General features: G+C 68.0%; 14 protein-coding genes. 5 read left to right on the top strand and 9 right to left on the bottom strand.

All coding sequences use genetic code 11. The features are described from left to right. Positions 1-111: 111 nt before the first annotated feature. On the bottom strand, positions 112-468 hold the full coding sequence (locus ACTZQ5_RS12345; RefSeq protein WP_443585485.1) for a response regulator: 357 nt from the start codon (positions 466-468) through the stop codon (positions 112-114). After that, positions 455-4,372, bottom strand: a complete 3,918-nt coding sequence (locus tag ACTZQ5_RS12350; RefSeq protein WP_443585486.1) for a PAS domain-containing protein — start codon at positions 4,370-4,372, stop codon at positions 455-457. The genes ACTZQ5_RS12345 and ACTZQ5_RS12350 overlap by 14 nt, the downstream gene beginning before the upstream one ends. Before the next feature lie 139 nt (positions 4,373-4,511). On the opposite strand from ACTZQ5_RS12350, the gene ACTZQ5_RS12355 reads away from it, so the two are divergent. Next, positions 4,512-6,260, top strand: coding sequence for a tryptophan-rich sensory protein (locus tag ACTZQ5_RS12355; RefSeq protein WP_443585487.1), 1,749 nt, complete (start codon positions 4,512-4,514; stop codon positions 6,258-6,260). Positions 6,261-6,265: 5 nt separating this feature from the next. Here the strand turns inward: ACTZQ5_RS12355 and ACTZQ5_RS12360 are convergent, their stop codons facing one another. From ACTZQ5_RS12360 to ACTZQ5_RS12390, 7 genes are all read right to left on the bottom strand, one after another. Then, positions 6,266-7,693, bottom strand: a complete 1,428-nt coding sequence (locus ACTZQ5_RS12360; protein WP_443585488.1) for a TadE/TadG family type IV pilus assembly protein — start codon at positions 7,691-7,693, stop codon at positions 6,266-6,268. Next, positions 7,683-8,216 carry a TadE/TadG family type IV pilus assembly protein gene (locus ACTZQ5_RS12365; RefSeq protein WP_443585489.1) on the bottom strand — a complete coding sequence of 178 codons (534 nt, stop codon included), beginning with the start codon at positions 8,214-8,216 and terminating at the stop codon, positions 7,683-7,685. Before ACTZQ5_RS12365 ends, ACTZQ5_RS12360 begins: the two co-directional genes overlap by 11 nt. Beyond that, complete coding sequence (locus ACTZQ5_RS12370; protein WP_443585490.1) at positions 8,213-8,689, bottom strand: TadE/TadG family type IV pilus assembly protein; 477 nt, start codon at positions 8,687-8,689, stop codon at positions 8,213-8,215. The genes ACTZQ5_RS12365 and ACTZQ5_RS12370 overlap by 4 nt, the downstream gene beginning before the upstream one ends. A gap of 326 nt (positions 8,690-9,015) precedes the next feature. Next, positions 9,016-9,579: a hydrolase gene (locus ACTZQ5_RS12375; protein ID WP_443585491.1), complete on the bottom strand. Its 564-nt coding sequence runs from the start codon at positions 9,577-9,579 to the stop codon at positions 9,016-9,018. A 7-nt stretch (positions 9,580-9,586) separates the two neighbouring features. Next, positions 9,587-11,173: an FAD-dependent monooxygenase gene (locus tag ACTZQ5_RS12380; RefSeq protein WP_443585492.1), complete on the bottom strand. Its 1,587-nt coding sequence runs from the start codon at positions 11,171-11,173 to the stop codon at positions 9,587-9,589. 261 nt (positions 11,174-11,434) lie between these two features. Next, positions 11,435-12,559: an enolase C-terminal domain-like protein gene (locus tag ACTZQ5_RS12385; protein WP_443585493.1), complete on the bottom strand. Its 1,125-nt coding sequence runs from the start codon at positions 12,557-12,559 to the stop codon at positions 11,435-11,437. A 56-nt stretch (positions 12,560-12,615) separates the two neighbouring features. After that, entirely contained in the window at positions 12,616-13,344 is a 729-nt protein-coding gene (locus ACTZQ5_RS12390) for a FadR/GntR family transcriptional regulator (protein ID WP_443585494.1), read from the bottom strand. Positions 13,345-13,526: 182 nt separating this feature from the next. On the opposite strand from ACTZQ5_RS12390, the gene ACTZQ5_RS12395 reads away from it, so the two are divergent. From ACTZQ5_RS12395 to uxaC, 4 genes are read left to right on the top strand one after another with little or no spacing between them, the layout of a single operon-like run. Beyond that, the gene (locus ACTZQ5_RS12395) at positions 13,527-14,870 is read left to right on the top strand and encodes an MFS transporter (RefSeq protein ID WP_443585495.1); all 1,344 of its coding nucleotides are present in this window, start codon (positions 13,527-13,529) and stop codon (positions 14,868-14,870) included. Further along, a complete protein-coding gene (locus ACTZQ5_RS12400; protein ID WP_443585496.1) occupies positions 14,867-15,520 on the top strand; it encodes an RraA family protein in 654 nt (217 codons plus the stop codon). The genes ACTZQ5_RS12395 and ACTZQ5_RS12400 overlap by 4 nt, the downstream gene beginning before the upstream one ends. 15 nt (positions 15,521-15,535) lie before the next feature. Then, entirely contained in the window at positions 15,536-16,315 is a 780-nt protein-coding gene (locus ACTZQ5_RS12405; protein WP_443585497.1) for an SDR family NAD(P)-dependent oxidoreductase, read from the top strand. A 5-nt stretch (positions 16,316-16,320) separates the two neighbouring features. Continuing rightward, positions 16,321-17,739, top strand: a complete 1,419-nt coding sequence (gene uxaC / locus ACTZQ5_RS12410) for a glucuronate isomerase (protein WP_443585498.1) — start codon at positions 16,321-16,323, stop codon at positions 17,737-17,739. Positions 17,740-17,965 lie beyond the last annotated feature (226 nt).

The raw sequence follows: 17,965 nt of genomic DNA on the forward strand, positions 1-17,965 counted from the left end.
CGCTCAGCCTGCGAGAGCGACGGCCAGGAGGTGGCGCGGAGTTCGTCGGATGGCGCTGCGCTCGTCCGACCGGCGCTGCGGCGGCAGGATCGCGCCCAGTGTTTTCCGGGATCACATCAACCCGGCAAGCGCTCGTAGTACGGCGCGCATGTCGAGCGGCTTGTTGCAGTTGACGGCACCGGCGAACCGTTCCGTGAATACCTCGCTTCCATAGCCGCTGGCGAACAGGAACGGCACATGTCGATCGGTCAGAAGATCGGCGACGGGAAATACCGTTTCGTTGTTCAGGTTCACATCGAGGATCGCTGCGTCGATCTGCTCCTCCGATGCGATGCGCATCAGCGCGGCCTGCACCGAAGGTTCGGGACCGATCGGGATCGCACCTGCTTCCTGAAGGGCGTCGCATAGATCGTGGGCCAGCATGTATTCGTCTTCCACGACAAGGATGCGACGGTCATTGAGGGGCATGGGGAAGGCTCGCTTGCGTCCGGTTCGACACGGGCAGGGCGATAGAGCAGCGCACGCCGTCCGCCGCCATCACGTAGGTTGTGCGGGCGCGGAGCTGATAGGGCAGCGCTCCCTCGATCAGCTTGCGGCCTTGGCCGGTACCAGCCGCCGCCCCGCCGGCCGGCGGCATCGTGACGCCGCGCTCGTGCCAGTCGAGATGTAGCCAAGGCGTTTCATCCGCTGCGATTTCCACTCGCCAGGTTACCTCCAGTCGCGTGTCAGGCTGGCCGAGCGCGCCATATTTGACCGCGTTGGTGATCAGTTCGTGCACCGCCATGGCGAAGGTCTGCACGGTACTGGAACGCAGCAGGACACCCTCGGGTCCGGACAGCGTCACGCGCGGATCATGCTCGGGCAGCGCGCCGGCGGCGGCCAGTTCACCGCGCATCAGTTCGCCGAACGATATGCGATCGTCGTCCTGCAACCGCGACAGCAGACGCTGTACGCGTGCCAGGGCCGCGATACGTTCGCCGAACGCATCCTTGAAAGTCGCCAGGCTGTCGCTCGATCTGACCGTCGCATCGGCCATCGACCGCACCATGCCCATCAGGTTGAAGGTGCGGTGCTGAAGTTCGGTGACGAGCACCGATTGCCGTTCCTGAAGACTGCGCATGTCATCGACGTCCGTCGAGGTGCCGAGCCATTCGACCACGTCGCCCGCGGCATTTCGCACAGGTGCGGCGCGGGTCTGGAACCAGCGGTAGCGGTCCTCCGCGGCGTGGCAGATGCGATAGTCGGCCTCGAAGGCGCCGCGTTCGACCGCTTGACTCCAGACGGCGCGGACGCGCGCACGATCGTCGGGGTGAACGGGATCGAGCCACCCCCAATCGCGACTGTCGGGTTCGGATTGCCCCGTGTAGACGGTCCATTGGGGGCTGGCCCAGGTCCATACGCCGGGATGGCTCGCGCGCCAGACCAGCTGCGGCACACCCTCGATCAGCGTCTGCAACCGCCGTTCACTCGCATCCAGTGCCTGCTCGGCGAGCTTGCTCTCGTGAACGTCGACTGCGGCTCCGAACCAGCGAACGATCGCGCCGTGTTCGTCGCGTACCGGCACATGCCGGACCAGATGCCAGCGATAGCCGTTCCCGGCCTTGTGGATGCGTTGCAGCCGTTCGAGATGTTCGCCGCTGGCGAAGGCGCGCTCGAATGCGGCGCGCGTGGCGGGAAGGTCGTCGGGGTGCGTCGCGGCGAGCCAGCCGAAATCCTGCGTCTCGGCCTCGCTTTGCCCGGTGTAGACGGACCAGCTTTCGTTGAGGCTGATGTCCTGCCCGTCGGGGCTGGCCGACCAAAGGAAGGCCGGCACCAGTTCGATGGTCAGTCGCTGTAGTTCTTCGCTCTCTCTAAGTGCGCCTTCCGCTTCGACCACCTCGTTGACGTCGACCGACACACCGACGTGGCCGAGATAGGACCCGTCCGGAGCGAAGAGCGGACGGGCATAGTTTTCGAACCAGTGCCACACTCCGTCTGCCCGCCTGAGACGATTTCGGTCGCGCCACGGTTCGCGGGTACGCACCGCATCTTCATAACCGGCGACATAGTCTGCTTCCAGAGCGGGGTCGATCAGCCCCTTCCAGCCTTCGCCAGCGATCTCTTCCGGCGAGCGTCCGGTATAGTCCACGAAGACCTGGTTGACGAACGTGTTGCTGCCGACGTGATCGTTGAACCAGATCAACGCCGGCGCGGTGTCGGCAAGCGTCCGCAGGCGCTGTTCACTCTCCCGCAGCGCTTCTTCGGCCTCCCTGCGTTCGGTCACGACGGTACCGGCGCCGAACCACTCGACGATTTCGCCCTGCCGCCCCAGCAGGGGCACGGCACGCGATATGACCCAGGCAATTCCGCCATCTGCCGCCCAGACGCGATGTTCCAGTTCGAACAGGGATTTCGATCGGATCGCCGTGTCGATGGCGGCACGCACTGCGGGAAGGTCGGATTCGGGAATATACTTTTCGACCCAATGCTCGATCGGCTCGGCAGTGTCGGCCAGCGTTTGGCTGTCGAGCTGATACATCAACCGCCAGTCGGCACTCATGCGGTAGATCGACAGCGTGCCCGCGGTCACCAGAGCGCGGAACCGTTGCTCGCTGTCGCGCAATCTGTCGTCGCTGCGCTTGGCGGCGTCGATATCGGCTATGACGGACACGACGCCGGTTATCGCACCGTCGTCGCCGCGCACCGGCGCCGTCGCTACGGCCGTCCAGATTTTTCTGCCTGCGTCATCGGTAAAGAGCATCTCCTGGCCCGGCACGACGGTTTCGCCACGCAAGGCGCGCGCGCCCGGGAACTGCTGCGCCGGCAGGGGGTGCCCCCCGCTATCCCATGCCTGCCAGCGCGAGCCGTCGGACGCATCGCCGGAGGGAATGATCTCGTTCGGCAGGAACCGCCGATGCTCCGCATTGGACCGGATCGCCTTGCCCGATCGATCGATGATGGCGATCCCAACCGGTACGCTGTCGAATGCGGCAGCGAGCTGCGCCTCGCTCTTGCGCACCGCGTCTTCGGCGCGGGCGCGCTGTATCGCAGCCCAGGTGCGCTCTGCCACGTCCTCCACGATAGCGATCTCGCTGGCCGACCACGCGCGGGGCATCGCATCGTGAATGGCAAGGTTGGCGACGAGCCGCTGCCCCTTGACGAGCGGGACGGCGATCGCTGCCAGCGTTTCGACGTTCGCGAAAGCCTGTTGTTCGCGCTTGGACAGGCGCGTGTCTCGTCCGGTGTCGGTCAACGCCAACGTCCGACCGTGTCTGAGTTCCGCCACCAACGGCGCGCCGAAGGCTGTCAGCGGGTAACGCCGCGGCATCGGGGAACCTGACCTGACGAATTCGGCGAGGCTTTCCCCGACTTCGCTATATGGCTCCCCGGTCACCTCGGTAAATTGCGCCTTGCTCGCATCCATGTGCTCGACCAGGATGCGGCACGCGGTTTGGGCGATGGCATCGGCATCGGCCAGCGGTCGGAGATGGTCGCTGAGTTTCAGCAGGAAAGCCTGCCGTGCCTCGCTGACGTGCAAGGCCTCCTGCATCTGCTTCTGGTCGGTGACGTCGCGATGCGCGCCGACCATTCTGACAGCCACGCCCTCGGCGTTCCGTTCGATATCCGCCCTTGCATGGATCCAGCGCATTGCGCCATCCGAGGGGCGGATGATGCGGTATTCGCTCTCATAGCTCGCAGCCGTGCCTGCCAGCGCATCGAACAGACGCTGCTCCGCTTCGTCGACATCGTCCGGATGGACACGCGCGCGCCAGTCGGCATGGGTCTCGTTCGCGCCTTCCGGACCCAGGCCGTGCAACCGCAGGAATTCAGGCGAACGGTAGCTGACCAGCCCGCCCGCCACGTCGACGTCGAGACCGCCGACCTGACCGATGCGCTGCACGCGGATCAGATCGGCCTCACGTTCGCGCAGGGCGGCCTCGGTGCGCACCTGTTCGCCCACTTCCAGCCCGACCATATGGGCACCGATGACCGCGCCATCGATGTCGAAGACCGGGGTCAGATACGCGTCGAATATCTCCCCCTGTCCGGTGATCGCCAGAGGCTGCGCGGCAACCCGCATCGCTTCGCCTGCGTACACGCGATCGTAGAGGGCCGCGACGCTCGGATAGCTGTCGGGAAACGCATCGGCGAGCGGTTGCCCGAATGCTTCGGGATGGCGATCCCCGTACAGCCGTGCCGCCGTGTCGTTGTAGATCAGCCGCCGCTCTGGCCCGATTGCAACCGACGCCACCAGAGGGCTGGCCAGCACCAGGTCGACCACGGCCTTCAGTCGCTCCGACCAATCCGCGATCGGACCGAGCGCGGTCGCCGTCCAATCGAACGCGGCCAGGCGCGCAGCCGCTTCGCTCGTGCTGAAAGGCCAGGTGGGCATGCCGAAGTGAAGACCAGATCGCCGGGCGATGCCACTAACCTATGTGGGGCGCTGCGGATAGAATGAAGCGATCGATCCTGGTGAGGCGGGCAGACTTTCGTCTGCTTCCGCGTTGTGGTCCGGTGAAGGAGACCATTTCGTGACGATCAAGATCCTTGTCACCGGCGCGAGCGTCGCCGGCAACGCGCTCGCCTGGTGGCTGGGCCGGGCCGGCGCCGAGGTGACGGTGGTGGAGCGTGCGGATGCGTTTCGCGATGGCGGCCAGAATGTCGACATACGCGGCGTCGGTCGCACGGTCATCCGGAGCATGGGGCTGGAGGGGGCAGCTTTGGCGTGCGGCACGGGGGAGGAGGGTACCGCCTGGATCGACGCCGATGGGCACATCGCAGCGTGCCTCGGGACGGACGCGAACAGCGGCGATGGCCCGACCGCAGAGATGGAGATCCTCCGCGGCGACCTTGCGCGGCTGCTCTACGAGACGGCTCGGGATCATGCGACCTACCGCTTCGGCGATCATGTCATGGCTGTGGAGCAGACGGCGGCGGCAGCCTGCGTGACCTTCGCGAGTGGCGTTGCCGAATCCTATGATGCGGTGGTCGTTGCGGAGGGTGTCGGCTCTGCGACCCGCGATCTGGTATTTCCCGGCGAGAACAAGCCGCGCTGGATGAATCTCGCCATCGCCTATTTCACCATCCCGCGGCAGGACGACGACGATCGCCTGTGGCGCTGGTACCACGCACCGGGTGGCCGCAGCGTGTCGCTGCGGCCGGATCGTCACGGCACCACCCGCGCCATGCTGACCGTGCAGAAGCCGCCGGAGGGGGAGCAGGCCTGGGGGGAGGAGCGGCAGAAGGCCTGGCTGCGCGAGACGTTCGCCGATGCCGGCTGGCAGGCGCCGCGGGTGCTCGATGCGATGGCCGACACCGGCGATTTCTACTTCGACGTGCTGCGGCAGATCCGCATGCCGCGCTGGTCGAACGGCCGCGTCGTGCTGTGCGGCGATGCTGCCTGGTGCGTGACCCCGATCGGCGGCGTCGGCACGACGCTGGCCGTCACCGGCGCGCGCGTGCTGGCGGGGGAAATGATCCGCGCAGCGACCCTCACCGACGCGTTCGGCGCCTATGAGCGCGCCATGCGCCCGATGGTCGACAAGGCGCAGGGGATACCCCGCTTCGCGCCGCGCCTGGCGAACCCGCACAGCCGCGCCGGCATCGCCACGCTGCATGCGGCGATGGCGGTGGCGAGCCGGCCCGCGGTCAGGGCGGCGGCGGGCAAGCTGTTCGGCGGCGGCGACGGACCCCAGCCGGACCTGTCACGCTACGCCGATCCGCGATCGGACGCGCCGGCCGGCAATGGTACCGATGTCGCCAATCCCGCCGCCATGCGGCGTGGCCTGTCGCCGGTGGCGGCGGTCGGGGCCGTCGCGCTCGTGCTGGGCGCGAGTGCGCTCGTCGGCCGGCGCAACGCGCCCGATCCATCGCATCCCGGCATCCGCCGCTGGTACCGGCGGCTCGACAAGCCGGGCTATACGCCGCCCGATGCGGCCTTCGGCGCGGTGTGGCCGCTGCTCGAGGCGGGGTTGGCGATCGGCGGCTACCGCCTGCTGCGGCGGCCATCGGGCACCGCCCGCAATGCCGCGGTCGGGCTATGGCTCGCCAATACGGCGATGGTCGGCGGCTGGACCGAGCTGTTCTTCCGGCGCAAGCGACTGGGGGCGAGCGCGGTTGCATCCGGTGCGATGGTGGCGTCGGGTGCGGCGCTGGCCGCGACGGCCGCGAAGGTCGATCGCCCCGCCGCTGCATCGGCAGTCCCGTTCGTCGCATGGCTGGGCTTCGCCACGCTGCTCGCCGAGCGCATCCGCCGCGACAATCCGGAAGCCGGGCGGTGAGGCGTTCAGCGGGTGAGCGTCGGCGTCTTGGTCGCCTGCGCGAACAGTTTCTGCATCGCGGCATGGATGCCCGGCCCGTCCGAGGCCTCGAAGAAATAGCCCGGTGACGCGCATGCCTGCAATGCAGGGGCGATCTGCGTCGCGATCGGCTGGATCAACTTGATGTATTCGTCGCGCAGCGCCGGGTTCCTGGGGTTGGTCGGGTCCGCCTTGGTCGGCAGATAGGTGGTGTAGACGACGCCGACGGTGATGCCCTTCTGCTTGTAGGCGTCGCACGTCGCGGGGTTCATCGGGCTGGTGCAATGGCCGTAGGTGCACCAGCCCTCGGTATCCGTCACGCCATCGGTGACGATGAAGAAGAACTTGCGCGCGCGCACCTGTGTGGTCCCGTCGTCATAGGCGGCGCTCGTCGCCTTGATATAGGGGAGGACGAAGTTGGTGGTGCCTGGCAGGTCGGTGTCGCCGAAGCCGACCGAACCGTCGTTGGCGCTGAGCGACAGCGACTGCACCTGGCGGCGGACGGAGGCGAGATCGGTCGTCAGCGGGGCATATTGATCGACGCCGATCGCATAGCGGCCCGCGTTCTTGCCGATCCGGTACAGGGCGAACTGATAGCTGGTGTTGGTGCCCTGGCTCTGCACGGCGGTATCGATCATGTCGGTGGTCGCGTCGCGCAGCACGTCGACGCGCAGCTTTGCGTTGACGTCCGGCATGCGGGCGATGTCTTCCATGGAATATTTCTCGTTGGGATCGCGGGCGTGACAGCCGAACTGGCAGCCGCGCCCGTTCCTGGCGAGTGTCGCGTTCCACAACTTCAACGCATCGGCATCGGTCGCGGCGAGGCCCATCGACTGCGATGTGTCGAGCGCCAGGTGGATGTCGATGAAGGGGGCGTTCACGGTCTTGGCGGTGGCGCTGCCCTTGATGGTCAGCGTGGCAAGGCCCAGCACGCCGGCGAAGCTGTTGTCGGACGTGCCGCGGAAATCGATGCGGGCGACGCGCGAGAGCGGAATGGGGCCGACATCCAGCCCGGTGAGGCCGATCGTCGGGCAGGTCAGCGTCGCGGGCGGCAGGCTGGCATAGGTATCGGTGATCGTGATCGTGAATTGCGACGCGATCAGCGGGTCGAGATGCAGCCCCGCAAGGCCCGTGGCCTGCGCGACGAACGTGCGCCGGGCGACGTCGCAGGCGGTCAGGATCGGTTTCTGCATCATCGGCTGGGTCACCGCGGCGAGGCTCGCGGCGTCGGCGACGCTGGCGACCTTCGACTGCAGACTCATCGCGCGGCTGTAATCGACGCCCATGCCGGTGGCGAAGGTGAGGGGGATCAGCGCAAAGGCGGTGAACATCATCACATTGGCACGCCGTTCGCGCCAGATGCGGCGCAGCGCCGCTGCGAGGGACGAAAGGGCGGAGAGCGGATCAGCAATCATTGCAGGGCACCGACAGCGCGTTGCGGGGGCTCATGTACAGCGAGTCGGCCAACGTCCGCCGGCCGACGATGCCGAAGCTGACGCCCGGATTGTAGGAATAGACGATCTCGCTCAGCAGCAGGTAGCTGCCGTTGGTGCGCAACGTGGCGGGCAGCGCGACCGTGCTTCCCTTGGCCAGCGGCGCGGTGTTGCGGCCGCGGCTCCACACCACGGTCGTTTTGCCGGCCGCGTCCGTATAGACCTGGCTCAGCCGGACCTGCGCCTGCGCGGCGCTGTACGGCAGCATGACCTGCACCGAGGCGGAGAGGATGGTGTCCAGATCGGCCGCAGCGACCTGCTTGTAGCGGGTGCCGAGATCGGCGATCGTCCGGTTGGCGATACCGACCTTGCGTTTGCAGGCGATCGCGTCCGACATCTGATAGCCGCCGAGAAACAGCAGCAGCAACACCGGGAAGGTGAAGGCGAATTCGGTCAGCGCGAGGCCGCGCCGGTCCGCGATCAGCGCGACGGCCGCGCGGTTCACGAATATTGCTCCGTCTTGGCGACGGCCGTTGCGATCAGCAAGCGGCGGCCGCCAGGCAGCGTGCTCAGATTGTATCCCAGCGACACCGATGGCAGCTGCCAGACATAATATAGCCGCAGCGTCACGATCTCACCCGGCGCACCCAGATTGTAGGGGGTCGTGTTGGTGGGAGCGCCGTTGGCGCCGAAGGTGATGGCGGGGACGGTGGTGGCAGCGCCGGCGAAGTCCGTCGACCGATCCACCGACACCAGAAGGTTGGCGCATTTGAGATAGATCGGCAGCGTCGCGCAGACCTGCGACTTGAATTGCGTCTGGGTGACCGATGCGCTTTGCGTCGCGCCAGTGAGGATCGATCGCGCCGCCGTTGCTGCCACGGTTTCGAGCCCCTGCTGGGCGAAGAACGTGAGGCTCGTGGCGAGGGCGGCGAAGATGACGGCGAGGAACGGAACGGCGACCAGCGCGAACTCGATCATGGCAGCACCACGCACGTCCGCACCCACCCGGCGGCGGCTGGGTGGCTCCGCACTTGGGCGGTGTTGTGGGGAGGCGATCATCATTGTCACGGGCAAGTGACTAACATGGATCGGTTTAATGGCGGTTAATGTCCGAATCGGTAAGAACGCCGGACCTAAATACAAACCGGTTCTTTTGCTTCACGGGCGGTGGCGTTCTGGTGACCGGCGTCCATGAGGCCGCCTCGCCCGACCCGATCAGGCAGTACGCAGAAGAATAAGGTGAGACTGTTCGTCGATTCTACTGGTCGAAGGCGGCACCGACATGGAACGTGAGGTTCGCAATATTAGCCGGTGGCGAGGTCGAGGGCGTCACATGCAACAATCCTGGCAATCTGTGGCAGGATGTTGTGGATCGCGAACGCATGCAGGTCCGCCGATCGCGATGCGGTGGCGTCTTCCGCGATCACGACGTCGTAGGACAATTCCCATGCCGACCGCGCGGTGGATTCGACGCCCATGTTGGTGGCGATGCCGGCGATGACGACGGTGCGGATCCCGCGGCGGCGCAGTTGCAGGTCCAGGTCGGTGCCGATGAACGCGCCCCAGTGATGCTTCAGCACGACGATATCCCCGTCCTGTCGCAGGTCGGGCACGAACTCGCTGAACGCGGGCGGGGTGCCACCCGCCGGGAGGCTGGGCTTGTCGACGATCTGGCTCGGCATGGTGGCGGGGGTGAAGCCGACATGCACCAGCACCACCGGCGCGCCTGCGGCGCGAAAGCGGGCGGCGAGCGCTTTTGCCGCCCGCACCACGTCCTCGCCCGAACGCGGCCCGCCAGCGTGCGGTACGATGCCCTGTTGCAGGTCGATGAGGATCAGCGCGGTGGAACGGGGATCGAGCGTCGTCATGCCAAGCTCAACCGGCGGGGTGGCCGCGTGTTCCGGTTGCCTGCCCCTCTGGGTCGCACGGCTTTCCTTCCCCCTCGGTGAGGTGGGCTATCCGGGAGATGGCGAACGGCAGGGCGGGATCGTCCGCCGCTCCGGCCCAGGCGACGATGCCGTCCGGCCGGATGAGGAGGGCGTCGGCCGGGCAGGCGAGGGTCGCGGCCGTGGCGCGATAGTCGAGCCGATCGCTCCATCGCCCGGCACGCGTCCGCAGCCGTTCGGCAGGGCCGACGTCGAGCAGCACGAACCTGCCGTCGCGCAGATGCGCATTGAGCGGCCGTCCGTCGGCGAGCGGCAGGTCGGGCGCGCTGCGGCCGACCAGCGGATGCGCTGCCGCGGCGGCCGGATAGTGCAGGTCCGCGTCCCACAAGCGGCTGGCGAAATAGGTCGCACCGTCGCGGGTTTCCATGAGGTCGCGGACGACCGCGCGCAGTGCCGCCGTCCCCGCGCCGGGCCGCAACAAGGCGACCTGCGCGCGCGACCAGTCCAGCACCTGCTCGGCGATCGGCCGGCGTTCCTGCTGATAGCTGTCGAGCAAGGACGATGCGGCACGGCCGGTCACGACGGCGGCGAGTTTCCATCCCAGGTTCATCGCATCGCCCAGCCCCAGGTTGAGGCCCTGTCCGCCGAGCGGCGCATGGACGTGCGCCGCATCGCCGGCGAGCAGCACGCGTCCCTGCCGGTAGACGGATGCCAGAAAGGCACGATCGGTCCAGGTGGTGGCGAGGTCGACGCCCGTGACATGCACGTCGCTGCCCGATATGCGGCGCAGCACGGCCTCGATATGCGCGGTGGACAGGGGCGTGGCGCGATGCCGGTCGCCGCCGTCGAAATCGACCATCGTGACGATGCCCGGCGGTGCGTAGGTGTACATGCCGGTGGCGGTATGTTGGCGACCTGGGCGAAGCGGGTTGGGATCGCCCAGGCGAAGCGCCAGCGAATAGCCGGTGAATTCGGGCTCCGTGCCGGCGAAGCCGATCCCTGCGGCCTTGCGTATGGTGCTGCGGCCGCCATCGCAGCCGACCAGCCAGGGCGCAGCGATGCTTTCGCCGCCGGCGTGGACGACGACATTGTCCGTACCGGCGTCGATCCCGTCGACAGCACAGCCGTAGCGGAGGGTGACGCCGAGCGCGGTGGCGCGTGCCGTGAGCACGCTCTCCAGGTCGGCGAGGGCGATCGCGAGCATCTCGCATGATCCGGCAGGACGCCATGGCAAGGCGGCCTCGTCCACCGTGTCCCGGAAGAATTGCAGCCCGGCGAAATGCCCCGCCGGACGCCGCGCGCCCGTGGTCCAGGGGGCTGCGGCCGCCGTCCCGCCCGCCCGCATGTGATCGCGCAGCGGCGACAGCAAGTCGCGGCGATCGAGCGCGTCCATCGTCGGCAGGGTCAGACCGCGCAGCCCGAACGGCAAGTCCTTCAACGGCGATGCGGGGGTGGCCGCCCGTTCCAGCACCAGCACGCCGCATCCGGCGAGCCGCAATTCGCACGCCAGGAACAGGCCGACCGGACCGGCCCCCGCGATGATGACGTCATAGGCAGAAGGATGATCGGATGACATGGCAAAGGCTCCTGCAGTCGAGATTCGACCGGAGCGTTCCCCATCCAGGTTCCCGCGCGGACGAACGATCAGACGCCGACCGCGGCGCCTGTTGTTCGTCGTGGGGATCCCGGCCGAGGCCAAAGACCAGAGCTTCCGTTACCAGAAGGGCTTGGGCTGACCACACCAAGCCTGCCTTTTCCGACAGCGGCCAGGATAGCGTGGCCGCCCGGCAGGTTCAAGAGAGGAGAGGGCGATGGCGGGAGCGGGTCGGGATCCGCGTCACGCCGTGAAGCGCCGGTGCGATACGCAGGTCCTGTCCACCAGATCCCAGTCGATATCGACGCCGAGCCCCGGTCCGTCGGGAACATGGATGCGGCCGTCGGCGTCGATGAGGTCGCGCAGGCTCTGCTTCATCGGCAGCTGGAACGTGTCTTCGGGGACGAACAGCTCGAAATATTCCGAATTGCGCACCGCGCATGCGACGTGGAGGTTGGCGATGTCCATCGGCCCCATCGTCGTGGTGTGCAGTTCGCAGTTGATGCCGTGCGCCTCGGCGAGGTGGCAGACCTTCAGCGTGCCGGTGATCCCGCCCTTCCACGACACATCGGCGCGGACCATGTCGACCGCATCCGCCTTGATCGCCTGCGCGACGCCCCATGGGCCGCCCCGGGTCGTCTCCGTGCCGACGATCGGCATGTCGACGGCGGCGGCGAGCTTGGCGTATTTGTCGAGCTCATAGTCGCGGAACGGCTCTTCGAGCCAGTGGTAGCCGAGGCTCTCCATGTGCCGGGCGACGCGGATCGCCTCCGGCAGGGTATATTCGGCGACGGGGTCGCTCATCAGCACCATGTCGGGGCCGACCGCCTCGCGGACCGCGGCGTGGATCGCCATGTCGACATGGCTGGGGCCGCAGGGGTGGACCTTGTACGCCTTGAAGCCGCGTTCCTTGTAGTGCAGCGCCTCGCGGACGTAATCCTCGACGCCAGGCAGCCACAGGCTGCTCGCATAGACGGGCAGGCTGGTCCGATAGCTGCCGATATAGCGGTGGAGCGGCAGGCCGGCGGTGCGCGCCGCGGCATCCCACAAGGCGACGTCGATCGGGCCGGGCAGGAACACCGGGAAGAAGGCGCCGTGACGGTCGATCGTCCAGAACTCGTGCCAGATCGCCTCGCGATCGTGGATGCTGCGGCCGAGGATCACCGGTGCGATGACGTCGGCGAGATAGGCATCGGTGACCGCACCCGAGCGCGCCGCCCAGAAGGTCGCGATGCCCTGCACCCCGTCCGAGGTGGTGATCCGGCCGACGCCGTAGCTCCACGGCATCGGTGCGGCGCCCTCGCGCGCCTCGTCGAACAGCCCCTTGGGCCGATCGCAGATCCAGGTTTCGAACGTCTCAATGCGCATGCTGCTCTCCTGGCCAACCTGTATGACAGGATTGCAGTGGAGGGCAACGGCGAATGTCAGTCGCTGTGGGGCGCCATGAGGACGGCAAGCGCATCGTCGAAGTGCCGGGTCATCGCGGCGGCGGCTTCCGGCGCGTCGCCGGCGACGACGGCATCGACGATCTGTTCGTGCAGTTCCTGCACGCGGTGGAGCTTGTCGACCTCCGACCAGCGGGTGCGGCCGGCGAGCATCGCCAGCAGGAACAGCTGGCGCAGGGCATCGACCAGCAGGGTGTAGAGCGGGTTGCCCGTCGCCTGCGCGAGCACCAGGTGGAGACGGAGATCGAGGTCGAGGTACCGTTCGCCGTCGTCGATGCATGCCGCCATCGCGACGACGATGTCCTGCAGTTCGGCGACCTGTGCCTCCGTGCGGCGTTCCGCGGCGAGCGCGACCATGGCGATCTCGACGCCGCGGCGCAGTTCCAGGATGTCGGTTTCGTCGGCCTGGCCGATCAGCACCGCATTCTCAAACACGCGCGAGATCATGTCGCCGTCGACCGGCACGATGGTCGCGCGCTTGCCCGCCGCCATCTCGATGAGGCCGGTCGCCGCGAGGGTGCGCATCGCCTCGCGCACCACCGGCCGGCTGACGCCCAGCTGCGTGCTGAGCGTCGTCTCGCTGGGCAGCCGCGCGCCCGGCCGCAGCCGCTCGGTGGCGACGTGATCGCGCAGGTGGGTGATGACCTGGTCGACGAGCCCGCCGCCTTTGAGGGGGGCGGTTACGAGGTCATCCGCAGTCACCGGCACATCATCGCTCCTCTCGCGCGGGTCGACCGACGACCCGGTCGGCCCGGATCCGACATAGCATCGACCCGTCGCACGCCCAGTAAAAACGCGCTTGCCATCGGATCGCAAGCCGCTATCAACCTGTCTTACAGGACAGGCGGACCAGAACCGTACGTCCGTAGCGTCGAGGGGAGGCGTCGGCCATGACCAGCATCATCGGTGCGCGCACCGACGCGGATGCCGCGGCTGCGGCGCCGGCCCCCGCGCCCCCGACCATCGCGCCCCCGACCATGGCGCCGCCGGCCGGGCGATACCGCTGGGTGATCGCGGCGCTGCTCTTCGCCTCCACCACCATCTGCTACATCGATCGCCAGATCTTCGGGCTGCTCAAGCCGACGCTGAGCGGCGAACTTGGCTGGTCGGAAACGGACTACGGCGACATCATCGCGGTGTTCTCGCTCACCTATGCGCTCGGCTATCTGCTGGGCGGGCGGATGATGGATGCGATCGGCGTGCGGCGCGGGCTGGGCCTCGCCGTCGCCGGCTGGAGCGTCAGCGCCGCGATCCACGGCCTGATGTCGAGCGTGATCGGCTTCAAGTTCGCCCGCGCCGCGCTGGGGCTGGCGGAGGGCGGCAATTTCCCGGCATCGATCAAGGCGGTGCGCGAATGGTTTCCGCCGCGCGAACGGGCGCTGGCGACGGGCGTGTTCAATGCGGGCAGCAACATCGGCGCGATCGTGACGCCGATCACGCTGCCGTTCGTCGTCGCCGCGTTCGGCTGGCGACCGGCGTTTCTGATCGCCGGGTCGCTGGGCCTTGCCTGGCTGGTGCTGTGGATCCGCTTCTACGAGGTGCCCGAACGGCAGCGCCGGCTGGCGGCGGAGGAGCTGGCCTATATCCGAAATGGCGAGGCGGCCGAGGCGGCGCCGGTGCGCTGGGCGTCGCTGCTGCGCTACCGCGGCACCTGGGCCTATGTGCTGGGCATGCTGATGACCAGCCCGGTGTGGTGGTTCTACCTCAACTGGGTGCCGGGTTTCCTGCACGACCGGTTCGGCACCGACATGATGGCATCGATCGCGCCGCTGGTGGCGATCTATCTGGTGGCCGACGTCGGCAGCGTCACCGGCGGCTGGATCTCGTCGCGACTGGTACGCGGCGGCATGCCCGCGGTACGGGCGCGGATCGTGGCGATGGCGTGCATGGCGTGCTGCACGCTGCCGGTCGTGCTGGTGTCGCAGGTGTCGGGGATGTGGGACGCGGTGCTGCTGATCGCGCTCGCCGCCGCCGGGCACCAGGGGCTGTCGGCCAACCTCTATACGATCGTCTCCGACACGCTGCCCGCCGGCGCGGTGAGTTCGGCGATCGGCGTCGGCGGCTTTGCGGCCGGCATCTGCGGCATGTTCGTCGCCATGGCGGTGGGCCGCATCCTCGATGCCACCGGCGGCAATTACATGCTGCTCTTCCTCGGCGCCGGCGCGGCCTATCCGCTCGCCGTGGCCCTCATGGCGCTGATCCTGCGCCGCCCCGTTGGTGTGGAACCCCGATGACCGATGCACGCCTGTTCGACCTGATCCGATCCGAGCTCTACACCTCGGTGGTCGGCGATATCCTCGACACGCTGGGGCTGGTGCACCAGTTCCTGCCGCAGCCGATCCAGCCGATGCACACCGCCATGAAGCTGGTCGGGCGAGCGATGCCGGTGCTGATGATCGACGTCTACGGCCCGCAGGCCGAACCGTTCGGCAAGCTGACGCAGGCGCTCGACCAGATCGAGCCGGGCGACGTCTATCTGGCGAGCGGCGGCGCAATGCGCTGCGCCTATTGGGGTGAGATCCTGACCGCGACCGCGCGCACCCGCGGCGGCGCGGGCGCGGTGATCGACGGCTGGCACCGCGATACGCCGATGGTGCTGGAACAGGATTGGCCGGTGTTCAGCCGCGGCCGCTACGCGCAGGATTCGGGCGTGCGCACCAAGGTGATCGACTATCGCTGCCCGATCGAGGTCGGCGCGGTGCGCGTCGCGCCGGGCGACCTCGTCTTCGGCGATCTCGACGGCGTGGTCATCGTGCCGCGCGCGCAGGAGGCGGAGGTGGTCGAGCGTGCGCTGGAGAAGGCGCGGGGCGAAAAGACGGTGCGCCAGGCGATCGAGGGCGGCATGTCGAGCACCGCCGCCTTCGCCAAATACGGCATCCTGTAGATGAAGGAACGCGGCATGACGGGCACGACGATCGATCCGGCGGCAGCCTTTCGCCTGGATGGCGAGGTGGTGCTCATCACCGGTGGCGGCTCGGGGCTGGGCCTGGGCATGGCGCGGGCGATGCATGCGGCGGGTGCGCGCGTGGTGCTGGTCGGGCGGCGTGCCGAGCTGGTCGAGGCCGCCGCCGCCGAACTGGGTGAGGGCGCCTATGGCGAGGCGGCGGACGTCACCGCCTTCGACACGATGCCGGCGCTGATCGAGCGGGTGCGGGACCGCGCCGGGCCGGTGTCGATCCTGGTCAACAATGCCGGCATCAATTTCAAGAAGCCGGCAGTCGACACCGGCGTCGAGGAATTCGCCGGCATGCTCAACACGCACGTCCTCGCCGCGCATCACCTCACCCGGTGCGTGCTGCCGGCGATGCTGGCGGCGGGGCGGGGGAGCATCCTGTTCACCGCGTCGATGACCTCGCTGATCGGCATGCCGGGGGTGGTCGCCTATTCGGCGGCGAAGTCGGCCTATCTCGGCATGGTCCGCGCGCTGTCGACCGAGGTCGCGGGGCAGGGGGTGCGCGTCAACGCGATCGCGCCGGGCTGGATCGAATCGCCGATGCTCCGGAAAGCGCTGGACGGCGACCCCGCCCGGTCGGACCGCATCCTGCAGCGCACGCCGATGCACCGCTTCGGCACGCCGGAGGATATCGGGCTTGCCGCCGTCTACCTCTCCTCACCCGCCGCGCGCTTCGTCACCGGCGTCCTGCTGCCGGTCGACGGCGGCGCCTCCCAGGGATTCTGACCGCCATGACCATCCCCTTGTCACCGCATGCCGACCGCCTGCTGCCCGCCGATCCGGTGACCCGCGATATCGCGCGTGAGCTCTACGGTTCAGTCAGGGACCTGCCGATCATCAGCCCGCACGGCCATACCGATCCCGCCTGGTTCGCCGACGACCAGCCCTTTCCCGATCCGGCGACGCTGTTCATCGTCCCCGATCACTACATCTTCCGCCTGCTCTACAGCCAGGGCGTGCCGCTGGAGGACCTGGGCGTGCCGCGGATCGACGGCGGCTGGACCGAGAGCGATCCGCGCAAGATCTGGCGGCGCTTTGCCGCGCACGTCCACCTGCTGCGCGGCACGCCGAGCCGGATGTGGCTCGACTATGCATTCCACGAGGTGCTGGGGATCACCGAGCGGCTGTCGGCGGACAATGCCGATCGCCTCTACGACCAGATCGACGCGCAGCTGCGCCGGCCGGAGTTTCGCCCGCGCGCGTTGTTCGAGCGGTTCGGGATCGAGGCGCTGGCGACGACGGAGAACCCGCTCGACGACCTTCGCCACCATCGTGCCATCCGGGCGGGCGGCTGGGGCGGCAAGGTGGTCACCGCCTTTCGCCCCGACAATGTCGTCGATCCCGATCACCCGCGGTTCCGCACCGACCTGCCCGAACTCGGGCGGATCACGGGGCAGGACGTGGGCACGTGGGAGGGTTATCTCGCCGCGCTGCGCGACCGGCGGCGCTATTTCATCGACCATGGCGGGGCGACCTCGACCGACCACGGCCATCCGACCGCGCATACCGAGAACCTGCCGCAGGAGGAGGCCGCGGCGCTCTTCGCGCGGGTGGTAACGGGTCAGGCGAGCGCGCACGATGCCGAGCGGTTCCGCGGGCAGATGCTGACCGAGATGGCGCGGATGAGCCTTGCCGACGGGCTCGTGATGCAGATCCACCCGGGCGCGCTGCGCAGCCAGAACCACGCGGTGACGGGCGTGTTCGGCGAGGCCAAGGGCGACGACTGGCCGTCGCGCACCGAATATGTCCATGCGCTCAAGCCGCTGCTCAACGCCTTCGGCAACGAACGAAACCTGACGATCATCCTCTTCACCCTCGACGAGAGCAATTACGCGCGCGAGATCGCGCCGCTCGCCGGCCATTATCCCGCGCTGAGGATCGGTCCGGCGTGGTGGTTCCACGACAGTCCGGAAGGAATGCGGCGGTTCCGCGAACAGGTGACGGAGACGGCGGGCTTCTACAACACCGTCGGGTTCAACGACGATACGCGGGCGTTCTTCTCGATCCCCGCGCGGCACGACCTCAGCCGGCGGATCGACTGCGGCTTCCTCGCGCGGCTGGTGGCGGAGCACCGGCTGGAACGCGACGAAGCGTTCGAGGTGGCGCACGACCTGGCGTACCGGCTGGCGAAGGACGCCTATCGGTTGTGAGTGGGGCTCCTTAGCGTCTTTTCCCTCCCCTGGACAGGATGGGCTGTCTAATCCGGGGTGGCCTTCGTCATGCCGAACTCGGTCCGGCATCCACCGTGCCGCACACCGATACGCTATGGATTTTGCGGCACGGTGGACCCCGGAACGAGTCCGGGGTGACGAAGGATACTGGGCTGGCATGCCCCTTCACCCGCAGCCGGCAGCCGGCAGTCATAATCGCCATATG

Source organism: Sphingomonas cellulosilytica, from assembly GCF_052321755.1.
Classification (GTDB): domain Bacteria; phylum Pseudomonadota; class Alphaproteobacteria; order Sphingomonadales; family Sphingomonadaceae; genus Sphingomonas.